The 15927-nt window shown below is 65.2% G+C and carries 31 protein-coding genes and 1 other RNA gene; 2 read left to right on the forward strand and 30 right to left on the reverse strand.

Annotation, left to right across the window (positions count from 1 at the left end; translation table 11 throughout):
* Positions 1 to 2: 2 nt before the first annotated feature.
* The 30 genes from ACZK1G_RS08670 to ACZK1G_RS08815 form a co-directional block, all read right to left on the reverse strand.
* The gene (locus ACZK1G_RS08670; protein WP_197659335.1) at positions 3 to 1211 is read right to left on the reverse strand and encodes a phage integrase central domain-containing protein; all 1209 of its coding nucleotides are present in this window, start codon (positions 1209 to 1211) and stop codon (positions 3 to 5) included.
* A 156-nt stretch (positions 1212 to 1367) separates the two neighbouring features.
* Positions 1368 to 1721, reverse strand: a transfer-messenger RNA (tmRNA) gene (ssrA, locus tag ACZK1G_RS08675).
* 108 nt (positions 1722 to 1829) lie between these two features.
* Complete coding sequence (locus tag ACZK1G_RS08680; RefSeq protein WP_046430028.1) at positions 1830 to 2402, reverse strand: hypothetical protein; 573 nt, start codon at positions 2400 to 2402, stop codon at positions 1830 to 1832.
* 39 nt (positions 2403 to 2441) lie between these two features.
* On the reverse strand, positions 2442 to 3605 hold the full coding sequence (locus tag ACZK1G_RS08685; protein WP_046430030.1) for a site-specific integrase: 1164 nt from the start codon (positions 3603 to 3605) through the stop codon (positions 2442 to 2444).
* Positions 3548 to 3826 (reverse strand): excisionase, encoded by a 279-nt coding sequence (locus ACZK1G_RS08690; protein WP_080342732.1) that lies wholly within the window; start codon positions 3824 to 3826, stop codon positions 3548 to 3550. The genes ACZK1G_RS08685 and ACZK1G_RS08690 overlap by 58 nt, the downstream gene beginning before the upstream one ends.
* Positions 3819 to 4049 carry a winged helix-turn-helix domain-containing protein gene (locus ACZK1G_RS08695; RefSeq protein ID WP_046430032.1) on the reverse strand — a complete coding sequence of 77 codons (231 nt, stop codon included), beginning with the start codon at positions 4047 to 4049 and terminating at the stop codon, positions 3819 to 3821. The genes ACZK1G_RS08690 and ACZK1G_RS08695 overlap by 8 nt, the downstream gene beginning before the upstream one ends.
* Positions 4042 to 4311 carry a hypothetical protein gene (locus ACZK1G_RS08700; protein ID WP_046430034.1) on the reverse strand — a complete coding sequence of 90 codons (270 nt, stop codon included), beginning with the start codon at positions 4309 to 4311 and terminating at the stop codon, positions 4042 to 4044. Before ACZK1G_RS08700 ends, ACZK1G_RS08695 begins: the two co-directional genes overlap by 8 nt.
* Positions 4308 to 4778: a hypothetical protein gene (locus ACZK1G_RS08705; RefSeq protein ID WP_049420516.1), complete on the reverse strand. Its 471-nt coding sequence runs from the start codon at positions 4776 to 4778 to the stop codon at positions 4308 to 4310. The genes ACZK1G_RS08700 and ACZK1G_RS08705 overlap by 4 nt, the downstream gene beginning before the upstream one ends.
* Positions 4779 to 4860: 82 nt before the next feature.
* Positions 4861 to 5145, reverse strand: a complete 285-nt coding sequence (locus ACZK1G_RS08710) for a hypothetical protein (protein WP_152665611.1) — start codon at positions 5143 to 5145, stop codon at positions 4861 to 4863.
* 4 nt (positions 5146 to 5149) lie between these two features.
* Positions 5150 to 5332: a hypothetical protein gene (locus tag ACZK1G_RS08715; RefSeq protein WP_046430035.1), complete on the reverse strand. Its 183-nt coding sequence runs from the start codon at positions 5330 to 5332 to the stop codon at positions 5150 to 5152.
* Positions 5325 to 5774, reverse strand: coding sequence for a hypothetical protein (locus ACZK1G_RS08720; RefSeq protein WP_088475888.1), 450 nt, complete (start codon positions 5772 to 5774; stop codon positions 5325 to 5327). The genes ACZK1G_RS08715 and ACZK1G_RS08720 overlap by 8 nt, the downstream gene beginning before the upstream one ends.
* On the reverse strand, positions 5771 to 7558 hold the full coding sequence (locus ACZK1G_RS08725) for a hypothetical protein (protein WP_478448237.1): 1788 nt from the start codon (positions 7556 to 7558) through the stop codon (positions 5771 to 5773). The genes ACZK1G_RS08720 and ACZK1G_RS08725 overlap by 4 nt, the downstream gene beginning before the upstream one ends.
* Positions 7555 to 8214 carry a hypothetical protein gene (locus ACZK1G_RS08730; RefSeq protein ID WP_478448238.1) on the reverse strand — a complete coding sequence of 220 codons (660 nt, stop codon included), beginning with the start codon at positions 8212 to 8214 and terminating at the stop codon, positions 7555 to 7557. The genes ACZK1G_RS08725 and ACZK1G_RS08730 overlap by 4 nt, the downstream gene beginning before the upstream one ends.
* Positions 8207 to 8944 carry a hypothetical protein gene (locus tag ACZK1G_RS08735; RefSeq protein WP_478448240.1) on the reverse strand — a complete coding sequence of 246 codons (738 nt, stop codon included), beginning with the start codon at positions 8942 to 8944 and terminating at the stop codon, positions 8207 to 8209. Before ACZK1G_RS08735 ends, ACZK1G_RS08730 begins: the two co-directional genes overlap by 8 nt.
* Positions 8931 to 9239 carry a hypothetical protein gene (locus tag ACZK1G_RS08740; RefSeq protein WP_100441466.1) on the reverse strand — a complete coding sequence of 103 codons (309 nt, stop codon included), beginning with the start codon at positions 9237 to 9239 and terminating at the stop codon, positions 8931 to 8933. The genes ACZK1G_RS08735 and ACZK1G_RS08740 overlap by 14 nt, the downstream gene beginning before the upstream one ends.
* Before the next feature lie 2 nt (positions 9240 to 9241).
* Positions 9242 to 9499 carry a hypothetical protein gene (locus ACZK1G_RS08745; RefSeq protein ID WP_478448242.1) on the reverse strand — a complete coding sequence of 86 codons (258 nt, stop codon included), beginning with the start codon at positions 9497 to 9499 and terminating at the stop codon, positions 9242 to 9244.
* Positions 9480 to 10202 (reverse strand): HNH endonuclease, encoded by a 723-nt coding sequence (locus tag ACZK1G_RS08750; protein WP_100441467.1) that lies wholly within the window; start codon positions 10200 to 10202, stop codon positions 9480 to 9482. Before ACZK1G_RS08750 ends, ACZK1G_RS08745 begins: the two co-directional genes overlap by 20 nt.
* A gap of 3 nt (positions 10203 to 10205) precedes the next feature.
* A complete protein-coding gene (locus ACZK1G_RS08755; RefSeq protein ID WP_478448244.1) occupies positions 10206 to 10922 on the reverse strand; it encodes a hypothetical protein in 717 nt (238 codons plus the stop codon).
* Positions 10919 to 11170 (reverse strand): hypothetical protein, encoded by a 252-nt coding sequence (locus ACZK1G_RS08760; RefSeq protein WP_478448246.1) that lies wholly within the window; start codon positions 11168 to 11170, stop codon positions 10919 to 10921. The genes ACZK1G_RS08755 and ACZK1G_RS08760 overlap by 4 nt, the downstream gene beginning before the upstream one ends.
* Positions 11171 to 11177: 7 nt before the next feature.
* The gene (locus tag ACZK1G_RS08765) at positions 11178 to 12080 is read right to left on the reverse strand and encodes a recombination-associated protein RdgC (protein ID WP_478448248.1); all 903 of its coding nucleotides are present in this window, start codon (positions 12078 to 12080) and stop codon (positions 11178 to 11180) included.
* Positions 12080 to 12238 carry a hypothetical protein gene (locus ACZK1G_RS08770; protein ID WP_196239340.1) on the reverse strand — a complete coding sequence of 53 codons (159 nt, stop codon included), beginning with the start codon at positions 12236 to 12238 and terminating at the stop codon, positions 12080 to 12082. Before ACZK1G_RS08770 ends, ACZK1G_RS08765 begins: the two co-directional genes overlap by 1 nt.
* Positions 12235 to 12498, reverse strand: a complete 264-nt coding sequence (locus ACZK1G_RS08775; RefSeq protein ID WP_478448250.1) for a hypothetical protein — start codon at positions 12496 to 12498, stop codon at positions 12235 to 12237. Before ACZK1G_RS08775 ends, ACZK1G_RS08770 begins: the two co-directional genes overlap by 4 nt.
* Positions 12495 to 12743: a hypothetical protein gene (locus ACZK1G_RS08780; protein ID WP_242875747.1), complete on the reverse strand. Its 249-nt coding sequence runs from the start codon at positions 12741 to 12743 to the stop codon at positions 12495 to 12497. The genes ACZK1G_RS08775 and ACZK1G_RS08780 overlap by 4 nt, the downstream gene beginning before the upstream one ends.
* Positions 12740 to 12868: a hypothetical protein gene (locus ACZK1G_RS08785; protein ID WP_268233548.1), complete on the reverse strand. Its 129-nt coding sequence runs from the start codon at positions 12866 to 12868 to the stop codon at positions 12740 to 12742. The genes ACZK1G_RS08780 and ACZK1G_RS08785 overlap by 4 nt, the downstream gene beginning before the upstream one ends.
* Positions 12865 to 13128, reverse strand: coding sequence for a hypothetical protein (locus ACZK1G_RS08790; RefSeq protein WP_478448252.1), 264 nt, complete (start codon positions 13126 to 13128; stop codon positions 12865 to 12867). The genes ACZK1G_RS08785 and ACZK1G_RS08790 overlap by 4 nt, the downstream gene beginning before the upstream one ends.
* Entirely contained in the window at positions 13125 to 13424 is a 300-nt protein-coding gene (locus tag ACZK1G_RS08795; RefSeq protein ID WP_478448254.1) for a hypothetical protein, read from the reverse strand. Before ACZK1G_RS08795 ends, ACZK1G_RS08790 begins: the two co-directional genes overlap by 4 nt.
* Complete coding sequence (locus tag ACZK1G_RS08800) at positions 13421 to 13840, reverse strand: helix-turn-helix domain-containing protein (protein ID WP_478448256.1); 420 nt, start codon at positions 13838 to 13840, stop codon at positions 13421 to 13423. Before ACZK1G_RS08800 ends, ACZK1G_RS08795 begins: the two co-directional genes overlap by 4 nt.
* Positions 13840 to 14328 carry a hypothetical protein gene (locus ACZK1G_RS08805; protein ID WP_478448257.1) on the reverse strand — a complete coding sequence of 163 codons (489 nt, stop codon included), beginning with the start codon at positions 14326 to 14328 and terminating at the stop codon, positions 13840 to 13842. Before ACZK1G_RS08805 ends, ACZK1G_RS08800 begins: the two co-directional genes overlap by 1 nt.
* A 116-nt stretch (positions 14329 to 14444) precedes the next feature.
* Positions 14445 to 14750 (reverse strand): hypothetical protein, encoded by a 306-nt coding sequence (locus tag ACZK1G_RS08810; protein ID WP_478448258.1) that lies wholly within the window; start codon positions 14748 to 14750, stop codon positions 14445 to 14447.
* Between the two features lie 45 nt (positions 14751 to 14795).
* Complete coding sequence (locus tag ACZK1G_RS08815; RefSeq protein WP_478448259.1) at positions 14796 to 15131, reverse strand: helix-turn-helix domain-containing protein; 336 nt, start codon at positions 15129 to 15131, stop codon at positions 14796 to 14798.
* Between the two features lie 127 nt (positions 15132 to 15258).
* On the opposite strand from ACZK1G_RS08815, the gene ACZK1G_RS08820 reads away from it, so the two are divergent.
* Together ACZK1G_RS08820 and ACZK1G_RS08825 are read left to right on the forward strand one after the other, a co-directional pair.
* Complete coding sequence (locus ACZK1G_RS08820) at positions 15259 to 15579, forward strand: hypothetical protein (RefSeq protein ID WP_406752889.1); 321 nt, start codon at positions 15259 to 15261, stop codon at positions 15577 to 15579.
* The gene (locus ACZK1G_RS08825) at positions 15579 to 15818 is read left to right on the forward strand and encodes a hypothetical protein (RefSeq protein ID WP_088475872.1); all 240 of its coding nucleotides are present in this window, start codon (positions 15579 to 15581) and stop codon (positions 15816 to 15818) included. The genes ACZK1G_RS08820 and ACZK1G_RS08825 overlap by 1 nt, the downstream gene beginning before the upstream one ends.
* Positions 15819 to 15927: the final 109 nt, after the last annotated feature.

Genomic DNA, 15927 nt, shown 5'->3' on the forward strand with positions numbered 1-15927 from the left:
CATCAAGCAACCCGCAGCTGCACCACGTTCCCATCGCGCAGCCTGTCCAGGTAGTCCGCCCATTCCTGCATCATCCGAACCCGCTCATCGAGGTGGGTCGTACGATTGTAGGCACGGCCGTTCAGATCCTTCACTTCATGGGCCAGCTGGTGCTCGATGATGTCGGGCCGGACCTTCAGGACCTCGTCCAGTATGGTGCGCGCTGTGGCGCGGAAGCCGTGTCCAGTGACCGTGCCCGACTCGAACCCCATTCTGCGCAGAGCCGCAGTCACTGCGTTCTCTGACATGGGCCGTGCTTTGGAACGAGCCGAGGGGAAGACGTACTTTCCCCGTCCGGTGAGCGGCTTGATTTCCTCAAGGATCGCGAGAGCCTGCAGCGACAACGGGACAATGTGCGGTCGGCGCATCTTCATCCTTCCCTTGGGGATCGTCCACATCCGCTCCTCGAGGTCGAATTCCGCCCACTCGGCCTGTCGTAGCTCGCCAGGACGCAGAAACAGCATTGGAGCGAGGCGGAGGGCCATCCGAACCGTCAGCGTCCCAGAGTAGCCATACATGGCACGCAGCAGGGGCGCCAGTTCGACGGGCTCGGTGACTGCGGCGTAGTGATTCTCTGGCGAGGGGGTAAGAGCGCCGCGCAGGTCCGCAACCGGGTCGCGCTTCGCCCTGCCGGTGGCGATGGCGTATCGCATCACCTGGCTGCAGTTCTGCATGATTCGGTGCGCCGATTCGATGGCGCCGCGGGTCTCCACGCGCCTAGCGACCGACAGGAAATCCGTCGCTTCCAACTCGGCCGCTGGTCGGCTTCCGACCCACGGAAATACGTCATTGGCGAACCACGCTTCGACCTTGATGCGGTACTTCGGCACCCAATCGCGCTTGGCCAGCCATTCCCGTGCGATGACCTCGAACGTGTTGGCTCCCAGTTCCGCTCGAGCCACGGCTGCCGCCTTCTTGTGCTCGCCCGGATCCACCCCGCGCGCCAGCAGCTGCCGCGCGTCGTCCCGCCGCTGCCGGGCGAGAGCCAGGGTCACGTCTGGGTAGACGCCCAATGCGAGCCGCTTCTCCTTCCCGTCGAAGCGATACTTCAGCCGCCACCAGCGGCTGTCCTTGGGCGAGATCTCCAAGTACAGACCGCCGCCATCGAAGATCTTCTGCGTGCGGTCCGTTGCTTTGGCCTTGCGAATGGCCAGATCGGTAAGTGGGGGCATGTGTCTTTCAGGTCCGGGCGGATGCCCCAAAATATGCCCCCACCGTCTCACGGCCTGCAACGAACTGACGCGAACTAGGCCGGAAAGTAAAAAAGCCCGGAAACCCTTGTGATGCGGGGGTTTCCGGGCTTCTCCGGTCCTTGACGAACCGTTCGTTGGTGGAGGTGGGCGGAATTGAACCGCCGTCCGAAGGCACTCCATCCCCAGCACTACATGCTTAGCTCACCGTTGGATCTCGTCCCCGAACAGCACGGTGCGCAAAGCGCATCCGGGAACCAGCCTGTTGTGTTCTAGTGCCGGACTGACAGGCAGCCACCCAGCGCGATTCCATGATAGTGACTCTACACCGCGAGCATGGACACAAGCGGTTTCGAGGCTTAGGCCTTAAGCGGCCAGAGCGTAGTTGTCGTCGTTGGCAACTAGAGTTTTGCAGCTGGATTTACGAGGAAAGCTACCCCCTCGGCATGCGCCAGGCGACTTCACAACCCCCGTCGAAACCAATGCACCCCCGGTTTCTTCAAGTATTGCAAGGCTTTTGGGGTCAATGCTGGCAAAAAGCTGGCACTAACCCTGCCCAACGACGCGAATACTACGGCAATCTTCCTGAACAGTCACGCGTCAGTCGCCGTCAACGGCTGGACCATCCCCGAGCTCAGGATGATCGTTCAGATAGGTAACCACATCGTCACTAAAGAACTGGCCACGGTAATAGGTGTGGGAGGCGTTAAGAGCGACGAGCTCGCTGAGGTGCCTGCGAGTGGAAACGCGGTTGATGATGAATTGTCGTTGGATCAACAACAGCTTGTCGTGTGGTTCCGCGGCCACGTCAATTACGCGCCCTGGCGGCGCATCCGGTAGCGGGATGTCGCAAGGGGTCTTGTCGCTGTTGATCTGCACAAGGCGATCAAAATGAGCCGCTGTCGCGTCGGTGCTCATGATGTACTCCCCACCCTCCATCACCCCTCGGAATTCGAACGTTCCGAGTGGACCGACATGCTCAATCATAGATACATGCCCCTCTTCGTGAAGGCGGCCGCGAACCAAGCCTCCGCTACGACCGTCTACGATCCAACCTGACAAGAAGTCGGAGGTGAAGTCCTCCGGGGAACGGATGAATAGCGTATCCCTGTCCGCATCGGCGTCTGTCTGGGAGGCGGAGCCGGCATCCGTACCTTTCGATTCGTCGTTCATTCGCTTCCTCATGCCGTTCAGGAAGCTCAGGATAGCCCACTAAGGTGTGGACACCACGCCCCAAACCGCGGCAGCCTTAGCGCCCGCATCGGGGACCATCGAGGGGATCCAGCGGCCGTACTTCTTCGCCGTGATCGTCCAGTCTCGGTGCCCCATCTGCCGCGCCACCCACATGACGTTCTCGCCGGCGCTGAGCGCCTGGGAGGCGAAGGTGTGGCGCATCTGATACGGGTACCGGTACCGGACCCCAGCTTTACGCAGCGCGCGCTGCCATTCGCCAGCGCGGATGCTCTGATCCGACCCCCACCGCGCATTCGTCCTGGGATCATGGAAGACGAACTCGCCGGCGGTGGCGGTATGGGCACGCTGGGCCTTCAGGGCATCAATCGCCGGCTGCAGCAGCTGCACCTCACGCACACCGGACTCGGTCTTCGGAGCCTTCATCTTGCCCATGACCCAGGCGCGCCGGATCTTGACCGTTCCCTTGCGCCAGTCGATGTCCGACCAGCAGAGACCAATCATTTCCGAGGTGCGCAGGCCGGTGGCGAAGTTGAACTGGCAGTAGTTGCGGACCTGGTCCTCGCGGCAGGAGGCCAGGATTGCCTGGACTTCCTCCGGCGTGAAGGGGTCGACCTCTTCGCGCGCATTGGCCTTGGCACGCCGCTTCACCCTGAACCCGTCGAGGGGATTGCTCGGGATCAGGTCGTCGGCCACGGCCTCATCCAGGGCGCCGCGGAGCGGGCCCAGGACGTTGTTGATGCGCTTGGCCGATGTCGACTCGTCGAACGTGGCCACCAGCTCCTTCAGGGCGATACGGTCGAAGTCACGCAGCGCGATCGCTCCGCAGCGCGGCACCAGGATGTTCTCGACGATGCGCCGGTAACCGATCAGGCTGCTGTGCTCGAGCTCGGGCTCTTTCTGCGCCAGCCACCGGGTCAGCACCTGCTCCAGGTTGTCCAGGGCTGCAGGGCGGGTGGCGACCTGACGGGCACGCTTGCTGTTGGGGAAGTGGGTGGCGTAGTCGAACGTGCCTTTCTCGATCTCGATCTTGATCTGGCCCAGCAGGTTTTCGCAGTACCGCAGGTTCCGAGCGGTCGGGGGCAGCTTCAGTCGTTCGCGGCAGCGCTTGCCGCGGTAGTGGAACGTTATCTCGATGCTGCCTTGTGAAACTGGCCGGACGCCGCTTTGCCTTGGACTACCCACTCTTCGTACCCCTCCAAATCGATCAGGTTTCTTCCATCTGGCGCCTTGATGAACACGGCGCCCTCCAGCCAATCGCCACGCTTGATCTTCGAGTTGATGGCATCGACCGTGTAGCCGGTCAGCGTCTCGAACTGCTTGAGCGTGACGAATCGGACCGGGCGCAGGTTCGCGGGGGATGTGGTCCTCGACAACCCTCGCGCTGAGGGGACGTGGTTACTCATGGGGCACCGCCTGCAGGCTCCATAGGACCGATGGGCGCTCGTCGGGACCGTGGAAGGCCGCGCGCTGCACACGGCCGGTCTTGGCCAGCTGGTGCAGGTAGCTGCTGACCCGGTTCGAAGGCAGCTGCAGCTCGGCGGCCAGCTCGCCGGCCAGGCCCGGCCCCTCCTGCAGCAGCTGCAGGATCCGGGTGGCAGTGCCGTCGGCAGTGCCTGCATCAGCCATGGTCTGCCTCAGCTTCTGCCAGGTGGCCCGGGCAGCCGGTACCGCTGTAATCAAAGCCCTCGCAGGGCGCGAGCGGGATGACCCTGCGGCCGCCGGCCAGGTGGTCGGTCAGCACTCGGCGGGCTTCGGCTGCAGTCACCGGCTCGCCGGGCGGGTTGCGCTGGAAAAGCCCGTCCAGATCCTGGTCGGTGAAGTTCGTCAGTGCGCCGGCGACGTCCAGGTGCACGTGGTAGTGCACAGGCAGGCGGTCAGAGGTATTCATGCGTCGGGCTCCTGGTGTTCGGTGCTGCGCTCGGCAGCATTCAAGGCGGCGCGCCGCTGGGCGAAGCCGCGGCAGGCGCTGATGGCGTTGCCGTGCTCGTCCACGGCTTCGTGGCAGAGGAAGGGGCGCTCGCCCGGGGTGGAGCAGTAGTCAGCGTCCTCGGTGGTCGGGAGGCACTGGTTGGCCACGGTACCGGCGCGGAACGCACAGCCCCCGCAGAGCGGGCCAGGGTCGATGCCGGCGGCCAGCACGATGCCGTTGAGGGCGCCCAGGATGCAGGGCATGTTCACGCGCTCGGCCTCGTGCGGCCACACGTGGCCCTGCAGCACCAGCAGGTCCTCGGCCTGCTCGCGGGCATTGCGAGCGACCTGGTTGGCCAGCCCAATGAACTCGCCGAACAGATCGACCATTGCGGCGGTGCCGATGTTCTCGGCCAGGTGCCGCAGCGCCGGCCGGCGGAGATCCATGGGGACCGCGGCGATCGCGCGAAGCTCCCTGGCTAGATCTGGGTGAATGTTGTGGTCGGTGGCGCGATCGCGCGCTGCCTGGTCAGCCATGGTCGATGACCTCCCCCTTGCGGCTCCGCCATTCGTCGCAGATGGCATGCGGCTTGGTCAGGAAGTTCCCGAAGCTGCAGCGGTCCACAATGGGGTTCAAGATCGGATCCTTCCGCAGTGGCACCTTGCGCGTAACCATGTTGCCCCTACGATTCGGCCGGGAGACAAACCGGTGAAGGGTGTGGGGCTCGCGGCGGAAATAGACGCACGTCATGCAACGCGGAGGGTCAGGGTCGAAGTTTTGAGCGGCCTTTGCCCCATGGGCGACCAGGGTCATGCACTCAGCCATTGGTCGTATCTCCCGGGCCGAAGAAGGCTGCCAAAGCCAGGTAGATCGCATGGCCTTGGTCGTGGGTCATGTCGATGCACAACCCGCAGCCGCTCAGCTGCAGGTCGAAAGCGACCGTGTTCTCGATGGTCAGCTGCCCTTCCTCGCCGGTGATGTCGATTGCGACCTCAGCCATGGTCTGCCTCCTGCGGCAGCAGCTTCTGCTGCTGCACGTGCTCGATCACCGTCTGCCCGCTGGAAAGCAGGATGTGCGACAAGAACGCGGCCTCGAAGGTCAGCATGCCGATCTCGATTGCCGTGACCTGGCCTTTCACCCAGTCGCGCAGGATCGAGTAGACGGCGACGCCGCCGATCTTGAGCGCCTTGGCTTCGTGTTCGGCTCGAGTGGCCCGGATCCGGGGGCCATAGGGGTGCTCGCGCAGCCAGGCCGCTGCGTAGCCGCGCGCGCTGGCCTTGAGCTGCACCTGCCGGCCGCGGTGCTCGAATTGGATGAACAGCTCGCCGGTCTCGTAGTCCTCACCTGTGGCGAAGCGCTGGCATCCGAAGGATCGCAGCATCTTCTGGATGTCGTTGATCGCATTGTTGCCGCTGGTGGCGTTCTCGTAGGGGAGGCTCATTTGCCCACCGCCTGGCTGCCGGCCTTCCGGATCGCGTCCAACTCGGCACCAGCGGTTTCAGCCCAATCGGCACCGTTAGCGAGGTAGTGATTCAGCATGAACCTGATCACCGCCGCTTGTTCTTCTTCGGCCTTGTTCGGAATCTCGTCGCCGCGCATGCGCAGGACATTTGCCCACGGGCTGCACCAGAAGTTGGGGCGTCCGAGAATGTCGCGCACTTCCTGCGTGTCCGGGAACGAGGCAGGCACCGGGTCCACGGCCTGCGCGGGCGCTCCCAGATAGACCGGGACTGCATCGGCGATTTTGCTCCAGTAGGTGTCGACCCGGCGCAGCACGACTGCCTTGGTTCGTAGTAGATCGGCGTCCATCGGGTGCACGTAGCAAACCGGCTGCTGCGGAACGTGCTGACGCTGCTCAAGGCTTGCCTGGAGTGCGACCTTCAGGTTCACGTCGTCATCCACATACTCACAGACGAGGCGCGGGTCGCACTTCTTCAGGAAGATCCCGATCTCCGTGAGAGTGGGGGAGTGCTGGTTGGAAAGGTCGGCCCTCTCCAAGTGCAGCCGCTCAACTTCGGCCCAGCCCTCACGTGCCCACGTTTCCCACGTCACCGGCCACAGCGGGCCGCAGCCGTTCGGGCAAGGTTCGGTCTGGCTATCGCCAGCGCCGACCGTGCCGCTCTGCAGGTAGAGGTTCGTGCGATGAAGCTGGAACGAGCACTTCGCACAACGGACAATGCCTGGCACTAGGTCGACGTCGCGTGCGGGCGCACGGTAAAGAGGTATGTCCGTATAGCCGTCCGGCCGGGAGCTGGCGCCGATGTTCCGCGGCTTAAGAATCGTCGCGTCATCGTTGCTCTCGATCATCGGCGTGGCAATGCAATCGTCCAGGTGTCGGCCGTTCACCCACGCCACCGGCTCCCCCACCGGCTGGCTATCAACGGTGAGTTCTCCGGAATTTCCGGACGACTGGTTTGATGCCATGCGATAGACGGCCCGGTCCCATGCAACGCCCGACATGCCGCCGTTGTGCTGGCCGCTGGCCACCATGTCGCGGTACAGGGTGTTGAGGCGGGCGTCGATCTCGGCATCGGTGAGCTGCCCCACCGGCTGGCCAGCGTCTGGGAAGCGCTGGAGCGCCCAAGCCTCAGCGCGGGAAAACGCCTCGAAGTCGTGGGCCACGTCGGATTGTCCACGTTCGATCCAGTAGTCAGCCCATGAGAGTCCATCCGTCGGCTGGCGGGCGGCGCGGCAGTAGCGCTCATCCTCTGCCATCGCGGCCAACGCGTGCTGCAAGCCTTCTTCGCTGATCGTGTCGCCTTCGCACTTGTCGATCAGGTACGCCGGGAAGTTCTCCCATGGGAACGGCGCATCCTGACCACCCGTGGAGGGCTGGGCGGAGAGGGTGACATAGGGTGCCCAATGAGTAGGCCCATACTCGGTGTCTACGGCATGGTTGACGAACGCAGCGCCGTTGTTGAAATCAATGAATGCCCAGGGGAATCCACCCGTATCGGTCGGCCAGGTTCCATCGTCGTTCTGCACCGGCGCCACCGGCGCAGACCACCAGCCTGGCGATACATGGTCTTCACCCCACCGCAGACGAACCACGGTTCCGTCGCGCGGGCACGTGTCCATCGAGCGCCACGGCCCCCGCTCGGCCTGATCTCCCTGCCTCATCCTCCCACCGGGCTGCACGTCCGCCCGGGGCGGATGGGCCGGACACGGGTGGCGCAGCGAGCCGCCGCCGCTCGGGCAGGAGCAGGCCTTGTTGACGTCGTTCATGCTTCGATCCTCTTGAAGGTGATGACCCACACCCAGGGGTTGCTGTTCCAGTCGCCCCCGGTGCTGTCCCAGAGGTCGGCGAAGATCTCCCGGCGGTCCTCGTAGACCATCGGCTTTGCCGCGCGTGGCTGGCCGTGGCGCAGTCGGATATCCAGCAGCACGGCCGGGCTGGCGCCCTCGGCGGCGGCATCGGCCTCGCTGATGGCCTGCAGTCGCTCGACCCGCACGTCGGTGATTTCAAGGAACAGCCGGCACATGGAGCGCGGCATGTGGATGGACGGCCGCAATGTGATCTCGTTCGGCTCGACTTCGGTCACGTCGTCCGGCCCAGGTGCCAACCCGCCCTGCAGCGTGGCGTAGCCCTCTTTGGACTCCAGGTAGACGGTGCCGACGTATCCATGCTCTTCCACGTTCACCGTCGTCTCGCGTACCCACAGTCGGTCGCCAGGCTGGCCATAGGGGCAGCGCAGTTTCTCGATGGGCATTTGCGCGCCGAGCAGGAAGTGATGGGGCACGCCGTCAACATGCCGCACCTCTCGGCAGCTTTGGTCTACCCACGCGTTCATGTCCTTGCACAGGCGGCGCGTCTGCGTCTTCTCGCCGTCCAGGATGGCTCGCACCATGGCGCCGTTGAAAAGAATGGGATGCTCACGCATGGGCCACCTCCGCCAGCGGTGCCGGCGCGGCAATGTCGCCGGGCAGGCCTGTCGGTTCGTCCGCGCCGGCGGCATCGTCGTATGCACGGACCGCGTGGGCGATCGCATACAGGCGCCAGAGGAAGTGGAACGTGTACTGCTGCAGAGACGATGCGTATTCCCAGGCGTCGGTGATCTGGAAGTCGCTGTAGTCCGGGTCGTTCGGCCTGAAGTCCGACATCGCACTGATCGCGTTGCTCAGGGCATCGTGATCTTCCGAGTCGTTCAGCACTTCGAGCTCGAGCTCCTGCCACAGCCGGGCCACCCATTCCGGGGGCGTGTCCGGATCCGCCAGGTCGTCGGGATCCACGCGTTCCTCGACGTATTCCTTGAACAGGCGGGTCACCAGCGCGCGGAAGAGGTCAGCGCTGAATTCCTTCTTCTCGCCGTCGTTGGCCACGCACTTCTCTGCCCAGTAGCCATCGTTCACGAACAGGCCACCGGCCTCTTCATGCTCCGCAGGCTTGGCGCGGAAGAACTCGAACATGTCGTGCAGGCGGCTGAAGACGGCCGTACCCATGTCGCCGGAGATCGCCAGGTGCCCGGGCCAGGTCACGATGTCGAAGCCGTAGCAGTAGGTACCAGGGCGCCGGAACTGCAGGTGGCGGTGCACGCCGTCGTCGACCACGATCCGCAGCTCATGGGAGGCCGTATCGGCGAGGAAGCGAGGGAGGACGTCACTGCGGCTCATTGGTATCTCCGGACTGTGCGGACGAGGCCTGGGCGGCCTTCAGGGCGGTTTGCCAAGCGGGTATCGGGCTGTCGTCGGCGCCGAGCAGCTGCAGCAGGCCGGGCCGATGGCCAGCTGCGATGCGGCCGCCGGCGCGCAGAACCAGCAGCACCTGCGACTTTTTCGTGAGCGGATCCTGCCGAGGTAGATGGCGGACGTTGATGACCTTGCCGTCCACGATGTCCGCTACGGAGGTGACGTCAGGGCCGGTGGCCATGTCGCAGCCCTCGATTGCTACGGGGCGATCTGCGGTCATCGTCAGCGCCTCTGGCCGGGCAGCAACGTGGGGAGCTGCTGGGGCTCGGCAACTGCCGCCGTCAGGTTTCCGGTTTCATGGGCCAACCGGATCGCGTCGAGCTCGACCTTCACCGCACCGATGTAGGTGGTGGCCACGATGGTCGAGGCCTTGGCGCGCTCGATGACCTGGCCCATCTGTTCGGCACTCAGGTCGTCGTCGCCCAAGCGTTCGAGCATGGCGACCAGGTGGTCGCGGACGTCACTGACCTTGTTCTTCATCTTCTTGCTCCTTGATTCGCCTCTTGAGCCGGCGCGTGATGCTGGACTTCAGGTGGACAAGTTCTTTCAGTTCCGGCGGGAACCGGTTGTGGTAGCTGTTGCGCCGCATGTTCTCGGCGAGGGTCACGGTCTCGAGGCGATCAGCAGTGATCTCGGCGGCGACCAGCGTCTTCAGGCCGGGCCGGAACACCACGATGTGTCCCTCCGGTACCGGGCCGTTTGCCGCCTCCCAGACCATCACGTGCACCGGGCGCCAGCGATTGACTGGGAACAGGGCTGGGTCGTCTGTGACCTTGCGCATCAGCACCTTCCGTTTCGGATCGACCTTCTCGGTCCCGATCGGCACGTAGTTGCGCGCCTCGCTGGCCGGGCGCCCCTTCTTGAACTGGGTTTCTCGCATCCGGCCGGCATACCAGCCAGGTCGCCGCAGGCCCTTGTTCGGTGGGGTGCTGCCGGGCTTGATCCGTGACGCGATCGATCCCGGTTCCTGCGTCCCGTTCCAGAGCGCGGCCATCGGCTGGGTGTGGAAGTCCTCGGCCTTCTGCAGGCCCAGCAACGCTGCTCGTCGGTACACCGCGGCCTTGGGCCGCTCGAGGACGTGGGCGATCAGAAAGGCGGGAAACCGCGGCCAGTTCAGCCGCAGCGTCTCGTCCTCGTCGACCGTCCAGGGCCGGCGCGCGTTGGGGTGTGACTTGCGCGTCATGGGTCACGGGTTCCACCCGGAACGCCTTGGAGCGGGGGGCTGCCGCCGCGCGCGCTGCCGAATGGCTTCCTTCCGGAAGAACTCGCCGTGCTCGATCTTCTGACCGCGGATTCGGAAGCCCCAGCTGTGCGCGCGCGGCGGTAGGGTCAGCACCACCGTCCAGGTGCCTTCGGCCTGCAGGTCCTCGGCCAGCGCGATGCGATGCCAGCCCTCAGCACGGCGGAACAGCAGCTGGCCAGCGCCATACCAGGTCGACGAGTACGGTTCCTCGGCGATCGCCGAGGGCACCGCGTCCGGTACCGCCGGCAGCGGCCCGTCGAAGGGGCGATGCTCGAAGTACCCACCGCGCAGGATCAGACTGAAGAAGGACCAGGGGTGGTCGTGGAAGACGCCGCCGTGGTCGCTGCTGCGGATGTGGTGCAGACGCAGGGCCAACCAGGGCCGGGGCTGACCACGGTCGTCGACGCCGGCGCGGCCGATACGCAGCAGCCAGAAGCGGTCCATGTAGGGCGTGCCATCGGCGTTGACCAGGTGGAAGTAGGGCGTGCGGGTGCCGCGCTGGATCAGTGCAGTGGCGACGCGGTCCAATACGCGCCGGCCCACAGTGCGGGGCGGCGCCTGCAGATCCATGTAGCTGCCGCAGCGGGCGCACGACTCCATATCCGGCCAGTCGCGCGCGCAGCCGAACAGGGCACACAGGAAGGCGCGAACGCGGTTCATGAGTGATCCCCCGTGTATGTGGGGATCAGGCCATTGGCCGCGGTCAGCGAGCCGGCCTGGATCTGGCGCACGCGGCGCGCTCGCTCGGCGTGGCCACCACCGGCCGGCGCCCAGGTTGTGCGATGGCGTGGCGCAATGCGGCGCAGGTGCCTTGCCAGCTCCGGGCTGGCCACGCGTGCCTGAGCCAGCGCATGAGCCAGCAACGTGTTGAGAGGGAAACGGCCGGTGATCAGGGAAGTCGGGTGCATGGCAACCTCATGCGTAGGTGGTGAGGCGGAACTGCTTGCGGACCAGGTCGTAGAGCCGGCCGACTTCGGCGATCTGCAGGGCGAACCGGGCATCGAACTCGGCGCGCCTGCCGTCCTCGTCGCCGTGCTGCAGCTGCTCCACTGCGCCGTCCAGGAAACGGAGCTTTCGGACGATCAGGTCGTCACCGAGGACGAAGGAGAGGTGGTCGTCCAGCACCAGGGCGAGCTTGGTGACCTGCTTGCCGGTCTCCAGGTGCAGGTCGACCTCGTCGCAGCGCAGTTCGTGGTGCTGGCAGCGAACGATTGCGCCGCCTTCGACTGGATCGCGCAGCTCGCATTCCTCGCCCAGGCAGAGGCCATCGGGAAGGGCTTCACCGGCAACCCAACCGGTCAGAATCGCCCGCGGCGAAACCTCGGCATTCAAGGGCAGGGCGGGGAAGCTGCCGACCACGTTGCGCAGCTGGCTCATGGCGGCCTCGCCTGTCTTACGGCTGCTGGTGTCGACGAACACAACGCCGCGCTGGTGGTCCAGGTAGAGATCCGTGCGGGAGGGGCGGACGAAGGCACGAGGCAGCAGCTCGTGCAGCAGGTCGTCCTTGATGCGCTTCCGTTCGCGGCCGCCGGGGCGGCGCCCGTCGCGTTCCTCGATCTCCAGCAGCTTGAGGTCGAGCAGGTTGTTCACCACCGCCGGCGGCAGGATCTTCTCTTCGGCGCCGATGGCCATCCACATGCAGCGGCCGATTTCGTGCGACAGCAGCTCCTTCTCTTCGCGGCCGAATGGCGAAATGAAGCCGGCCGAGCACATTTCCAGCGGGCCGACCGGCTTCAGGGCACGCGCCTGCAGGCCGTCCTGCCAGTCGAACATCTGCAGCTGCGGATAGGTGAACATCGTGAGGTTGCGGAAGAACATCAGGTGTCTCCGGTCTGTTCAGAGGTGACGCTGCTGCCTTCGGGCAGTTCGGAAAGGCCCAGGCTGTAGAGCGCGTCGTCGATCGCGGCCTGCTCGGCTTCTGCGATGACGCTGTGCGGTCCAGCCACGCCCGGGATGTGGACGTGGAAGAGCCTCATGGTCGGCAGGCCTCGGCGATGCGCTGGAACTTCCGCGCCCAGGTGGCCAGGTCGGGCTTCATCCCCGCGCTCCAGGCGGTCTGGAAGATCGTGCCGAAGCGGATCCGCAGCGCGCGCCACTGGTCCGGCGGTGCGATCGACACCGCGCGCTGGTAGCGCTGCACGCGCGCCGCGGGGGTGATTGCCGGCGGCATGCGGTCCAGGTCGTGCTGCAGGATCGCGTCGACGCCGTGGCCCAGCAGGTGCAGGTCTGGCGTCATGACATGGCCCTCCCGTGCACTACCCAGAACAGCTCGACCAACGCCCGCGGTACTGACGGCATTGCTCGCGTCTCATAGAACGCGGCTTCGATGATCTGTTCGAAGGTGCGGCCATCTGGCGCGCGCGCTGCTTCGCCGTCGACTTTCAGCAGGTTCGTGAGGTATTCCTTGCTCTGCGGTCCCAGGTTCTCGACCAGGTCGTCGAGGTCGATCTCGGCGTCGACCGTCATGTTCACGATGGTCATGACAGCACCGCCCGGGATCCGAGGGTTGCGAACACGCCCAGCACGAAGCCGGCGGCGGTGCCGATGGCCAGCACGCGCCGGAACAGCGCACCGGTGGCCTCGGCGATGATCTCTTCCGTCTTCATGCTGCACCGCCTTTGACGCGGGCAAGGACCCGCTGGCAGCGAGGGCAGGACACCAGATGCTGCTCGCACACGGTCCAACCCACCGACCGGCGACCAGGCTGTGCACCGCACAGTGCCTTGCCAGTGGCTTCGACAAAACCAGCATGCTGGCGCACCTGGGCGGCGGGAATCGCGTGCAGCTTGGTGCCCTGGCCGCGCTCGAGGCCATTCGCACATCGACCGGCCAGCTTGGCCGCCAGCACTTCACCAGGCGCGTTCATGCGGCACCGCCTTTGGCATGCTCAGCGAGGAAGGCCTGGATCTTCGGGGCGAGGGTGTCCGGTAGATCGAAGGCGGCAGAGCCAAGCCACAGAGCGGCGGGCGTGTCGGCGTCAGCATCGGGCGGAACTACGCGCGGCACTTTGCCGGGATGGGTACAGGCGAAGGCGATGTTTCGGAGCGTCTTGTTCTTGCCGACGAAGGTGTAGAGCGACACGCGCCAGGAGCTGTCACTCTCCCGGGTGAGGCGAAGGTTCGCGCCGAAGCATTTGGCAGTGAAGTCGACTTGGGCGGTCACGCGCCACCCCCTTGGGGCATCACGAAGCGGTAGCCGCGCAGGCGGATGGTCTCGATGGCGTGCTTGTGGCCAGCGTCAGCGAGCTTGCGGCGCACGCGCGACACCAGCACCTGCAGGACGTTGGATTCCCGCGACGGGGGCTTGCTGCCCGGGTACATCGCCGCGTGCAGCGCGTCGACGTCCACCAGGCGATCCGGGGCCGCGACCAGGACCTGCATCACCACGGCCTCGGTGCGGCTGAGCTTGATGCTGCTGCCGGCGATCAGCAGGCGCTGCCCCATGATGACGGGCGCGGTATGGCTGGCAGCCTCGCCGCAGCTGCTGCAGAGATCCTTGTCGATCCAGGAGCAGCCGCCGCGGCAGGCCTGCAGCTCGGTGCAGCCGCAGATGCGGCAGCGGCGTTCGGTGAAGGCCATCAGTGCACCTCCACGAAAGCCAGGTCATAGATGACGCACTGCGCCCGGGCCACCACTGGGGAGGTGGCTTCCGTCGACAGGAGGACGACGGTATTGGCCCGGGCGCAGGCGTCGGGGGAAACGGAATAGGTACCGGCGACAACCGCGTCGACGGCGTCGAGCGCGAGCTGCCAGCGATAGGGGGAGAAGTCCTTGGCCAACGCGGCGGAGACGCCGGCGGCACAGTCCGGCACGCGGCCGGCATCGTTGAAGCCGTTGAGCACTGCCTGCGCGATGGTGGTGCGCAGGCCCCAGTCGTTCTCGTTGGCCAGGGTGTAGACCTCCAGCGCCGCGCAGATGCGCGGGCTGGTGATCACCAGTGCAGCTGGTGCCCGGACGGTCTGGCCGGGTTCGTCTGTGGAAGGGGACGAAGTGGAGAAGGTGGCGCCAATGCCGGTGGCAGTGGCGATGCCAAGTGCCAGGTACAGCGACGAAGACAGTGCAGACATGTGCTCAACCATCCGTGCTTGGGATGGCTAGCAACATAATGATAGGTTGGTGAACAGTCAAGCACTAAAATGATAGATAGTCCCGACTTGATGCTAAGCAGCTGATTGATCAGGATTTAGTGGCCGGTGAATTCCCTGACTTCAAGGGACAGGCCAGGCGTGATCCCGCCTCCCGCGGCAGTGCGGAGGTCGTACATGGCGTCGGCGATTTGCTCTGCCCGAGCAGGATCGCTTTGCATCGCGCAGGTCCAGAACACCGCGAGCTTCAGCAGCGCCGCATCCATTTCGGACCGGACGAGCTGCGCCTGGAAGCGTTCCTTGACGAGCTTGTTGGCGTGGTCACGCCATTGGGACGGCAGGTTGAAGGTGATGACGCGCGTATGGCGGTGAATGAATACATCCGCGCCCGTCTGCATCGTCATGACGCCTGCTGCACTACCAAGAAAGTCGAGTATTCCCATGGCTGATCATGTCCCTGTGTCCTTGATCGGAACGGTCGCCGGCACCTGGGAGTAGCGAACTTCAGCATCAGCCACCCGCAGAATTACCGAACGGCCCTCTGGTGGCACCGTGGCGAAGGCGTCCACCAGGCGTTCGACCTCCTCGTCCAAGAGGCTATCCAGCGTGATGTCCTGAACCAGGAGCTTCCAAGGTGTGATCTTGAAGGCGTCGGCGAGCTTGTCGACGGTCGAAGAGGTCGGGTTCTTGGAGGCGCCATCCGGGCTCAGCAGCCCCGACAGCAGAGTTTGCGCAACCCCGGCTTTGCGGCCGAGCTCTGCCTGAGAGAGGTTCAGGTGCTTCATCAGTCGCCGCACATTGGCGGCGATGACATCTGCGCTCGAGGGACGTCTTGCCATGGCTACCATGCTAGTGATGGCTGAACGCTCTTCGATGCTTGATTGCCTAGCATTAGAATGATAGGTTGCGGACATGGACGCCGATACCCTCTTGCATCAAACCGTGGTGCGCCTGCGTGCGCATGAAGGGAAGTACGCCGAGATCGCCCGGCAGAACCCGGACATCGGCTATTCGTGGCTGACGAAGCTGGCGCACGGGCAGATAACGAACCCGACGATCGCCAGCCTGCAGCAGCTGATCGAGGCGCTGAACGCCTTCGAAGGCCTGGAACGGGGCGGCCTGGCCGAAGTGGTGGCGCAGGCCGATCCGGTTATGGATCCGGTTATGGAACAGCGCACCGAACCGAGCGGCGACGTGGACGCCGGCCGCATCGTTCCGCTGGAGACAGCCTGATGGCCCGTCGACACCTCAGCAATCCTCGCGAAGGGGAGGGCCAAGGCCACGGGCGTGAGATCCGTGAGCTGCGCGCGCTGCGCAACCAGGTCCGGGACCTCCAGCGCCAGGTCGACGACCTCAGCGCTTGGCGCGTCCAGCAGCACGAAGATTCCATGCGGACCGCGACGAAAGCGCCGCCGCCGCCGGTCGGATTCTGGGGCCGCCTTCTGGTGGTGTTCGGTAAGGGGGCGCGATGAACAGCGGCCGCAATACCGCAGGCCGGTCGAACGCGCTGCCTGCGAGCACGCCGACCGTCATGACCGCGGCGCTGAAGCGCATCGGAGCGCTGGAGCGCCGAGTGCGCGC

This window comes from Stenotrophomonas sp. 109824_Sma, from assembly GCF_056480025.1.

Coding starts and splice junctions, on each gene's coding strand:
- ACZK1G_RS08670 (WP_197659335.1), bottom strand. CDS start 1,211: ATGCCCCCACTTACCGATCTGGCCATTCGCAAGGCCAAAGCAACGGAC.
- ACZK1G_RS08680 (WP_046430028.1), bottom strand. CDS start 2,402: ATGAACGACGAATCGAAAGGTACGGATGCCGGCTCCGCCTCCCAGACA.
- ACZK1G_RS08690 (WP_080342732.1), bottom strand. CDS start 3,826: ATGAGTAACCACGTCCCCTCAGCGCGAGGGTTGTCGAGGACCACATCC.
- ACZK1G_RS08695 (WP_046430032.1), bottom strand. CDS start 4,049: ATGGCTGATGCAGGCACTGCCGACGGCACTGCCACCCGGATCCTGCAG.
- ACZK1G_RS08700 (WP_046430034.1), bottom strand. CDS start 4,311: ATGAATACCTCTGACCGCCTGCCTGTGCACTACCACGTGCACCTGGAC.
- ACZK1G_RS08705 (WP_049420516.1), bottom strand. CDS start 4,778: ATGGATCTCCGCCGGCCGGCGCTGCGGCACCTGGCCGAGAACATCGGC.
- ACZK1G_RS08710 (WP_152665611.1), bottom strand. CDS start 5,145: ATGACCCTGGTCGCCCATGGGGCAAAGGCCGCTCAAAACTTCGACCCT.
- ACZK1G_RS08715 (WP_046430035.1), bottom strand. CDS start 5,332: ATGGCTGAGGTCGCAATCGACATCACCGGCGAGGAAGGGCAGCTGACC.
- ACZK1G_RS08720 (WP_088475888.1), bottom strand. CDS start 5,774: ATGAGCCTCCCCTACGAGAACGCCACCAGCGGCAACAATGCGATCAAC.
- ACZK1G_RS08725 (WP_478448237.1), bottom strand. CDS start 7,558: ATGAACGACGTCAACAAGGCCTGCTCCTGCCCGAGCGGCGGCGGCTCG.
- ACZK1G_RS08730 (WP_478448238.1), bottom strand. CDS start 8,214: ATGCGTGAGCATCCCATTCTTTTCAACGGCGCCATGGTGCGAGCCATC.
- ACZK1G_RS08735 (WP_478448240.1), bottom strand. CDS start 8,944: ATGAGCCGCAGTGACGTCCTCCCTCGCTTCCTCGCCGATACGGCCTCC.
- ACZK1G_RS08740 (WP_100441466.1), bottom strand. CDS start 9,239: ATGACCGCAGATCGCCCCGTAGCAATCGAGGGCTGCGACATGGCCACC.
- ACZK1G_RS08745 (WP_478448242.1), bottom strand. CDS start 9,499: ATGAAGAACAAGGTCAGTGACGTCCGCGACCACCTGGTCGCCATGCTC.
- ACZK1G_RS08750 (WP_100441467.1), bottom strand. CDS start 10,202: ATGACGCGCAAGTCACACCCCAACGCGCGCCGGCCCTGGACGGTCGAC.
- ACZK1G_RS08755 (WP_478448244.1), bottom strand. CDS start 10,922: ATGAACCGCGTTCGCGCCTTCCTGTGTGCCCTGTTCGGCTGCGCGCGC.
- ACZK1G_RS08760 (WP_478448246.1), bottom strand. CDS start 11,170: ATGCACCCGACTTCCCTGATCACCGGCCGTTTCCCTCTCAACACGTTG.
- ACZK1G_RS08765 (WP_478448248.1), bottom strand. CDS start 12,080: ATGTTCTTCCGCAACCTCACGATGTTCACCTATCCGCAGCTGCAGATG.
- ACZK1G_RS08770 (WP_196239340.1), bottom strand. CDS start 12,238: ATGAGGCTCTTCCACGTCCACATCCCGGGCGTGGCTGGACCGCACAGC.
- ACZK1G_RS08775 (WP_478448250.1), bottom strand. CDS start 12,498: ATGACGCCAGACCTGCACCTGCTGGGCCACGGCGTCGACGCGATCCTG.
- ACZK1G_RS08780 (WP_242875747.1), bottom strand. CDS start 12,743: ATGACCATCGTGAACATGACGGTCGACGCCGAGATCGACCTCGACGAC.
- ACZK1G_RS08785 (WP_268233548.1), bottom strand. CDS start 12,868: ATGAAGACGGAAGAGATCATCGCCGAGGCCACCGGTGCGCTGTTCCGG.
- ACZK1G_RS08790 (WP_478448252.1), bottom strand. CDS start 13,128: ATGAACGCGCCTGGTGAAGTGCTGGCGGCCAAGCTGGCCGGTCGATGT.
- ACZK1G_RS08800 (WP_478448256.1), bottom strand. CDS start 13,840: ATGGCCTTCACCGAACGCCGCTGCCGCATCTGCGGCTGCACCGAGCTG.
- ACZK1G_RS08805 (WP_478448257.1), bottom strand. CDS start 14,328: ATGTCTGCACTGTCTTCGTCGCTGTACCTGGCACTTGGCATCGCCACT.
- ACZK1G_RS08810 (WP_478448258.1), bottom strand. CDS start 14,750: ATGACGATGCAGACGGGCGCGGATGTATTCATTCACCGCCATACGCGC.
- ACZK1G_RS08815 (WP_478448259.1), bottom strand. CDS start 15,131: ATGAAGCACCTGAACCTCTCTCAGGCAGAGCTCGGCCGCAAAGCCGGG.
- ACZK1G_RS08820 (WP_406752889.1), top strand. CDS start 15,259: ATGGACGCCGATACCCTCTTGCATCAAACCGTGGTGCGCCTGCGTGCG.
- ACZK1G_RS08825 (WP_088475872.1), top strand. CDS start 15,579: ATGGCCCGTCGACACCTCAGCAATCCTCGCGAAGGGGAGGGCCAAGGC.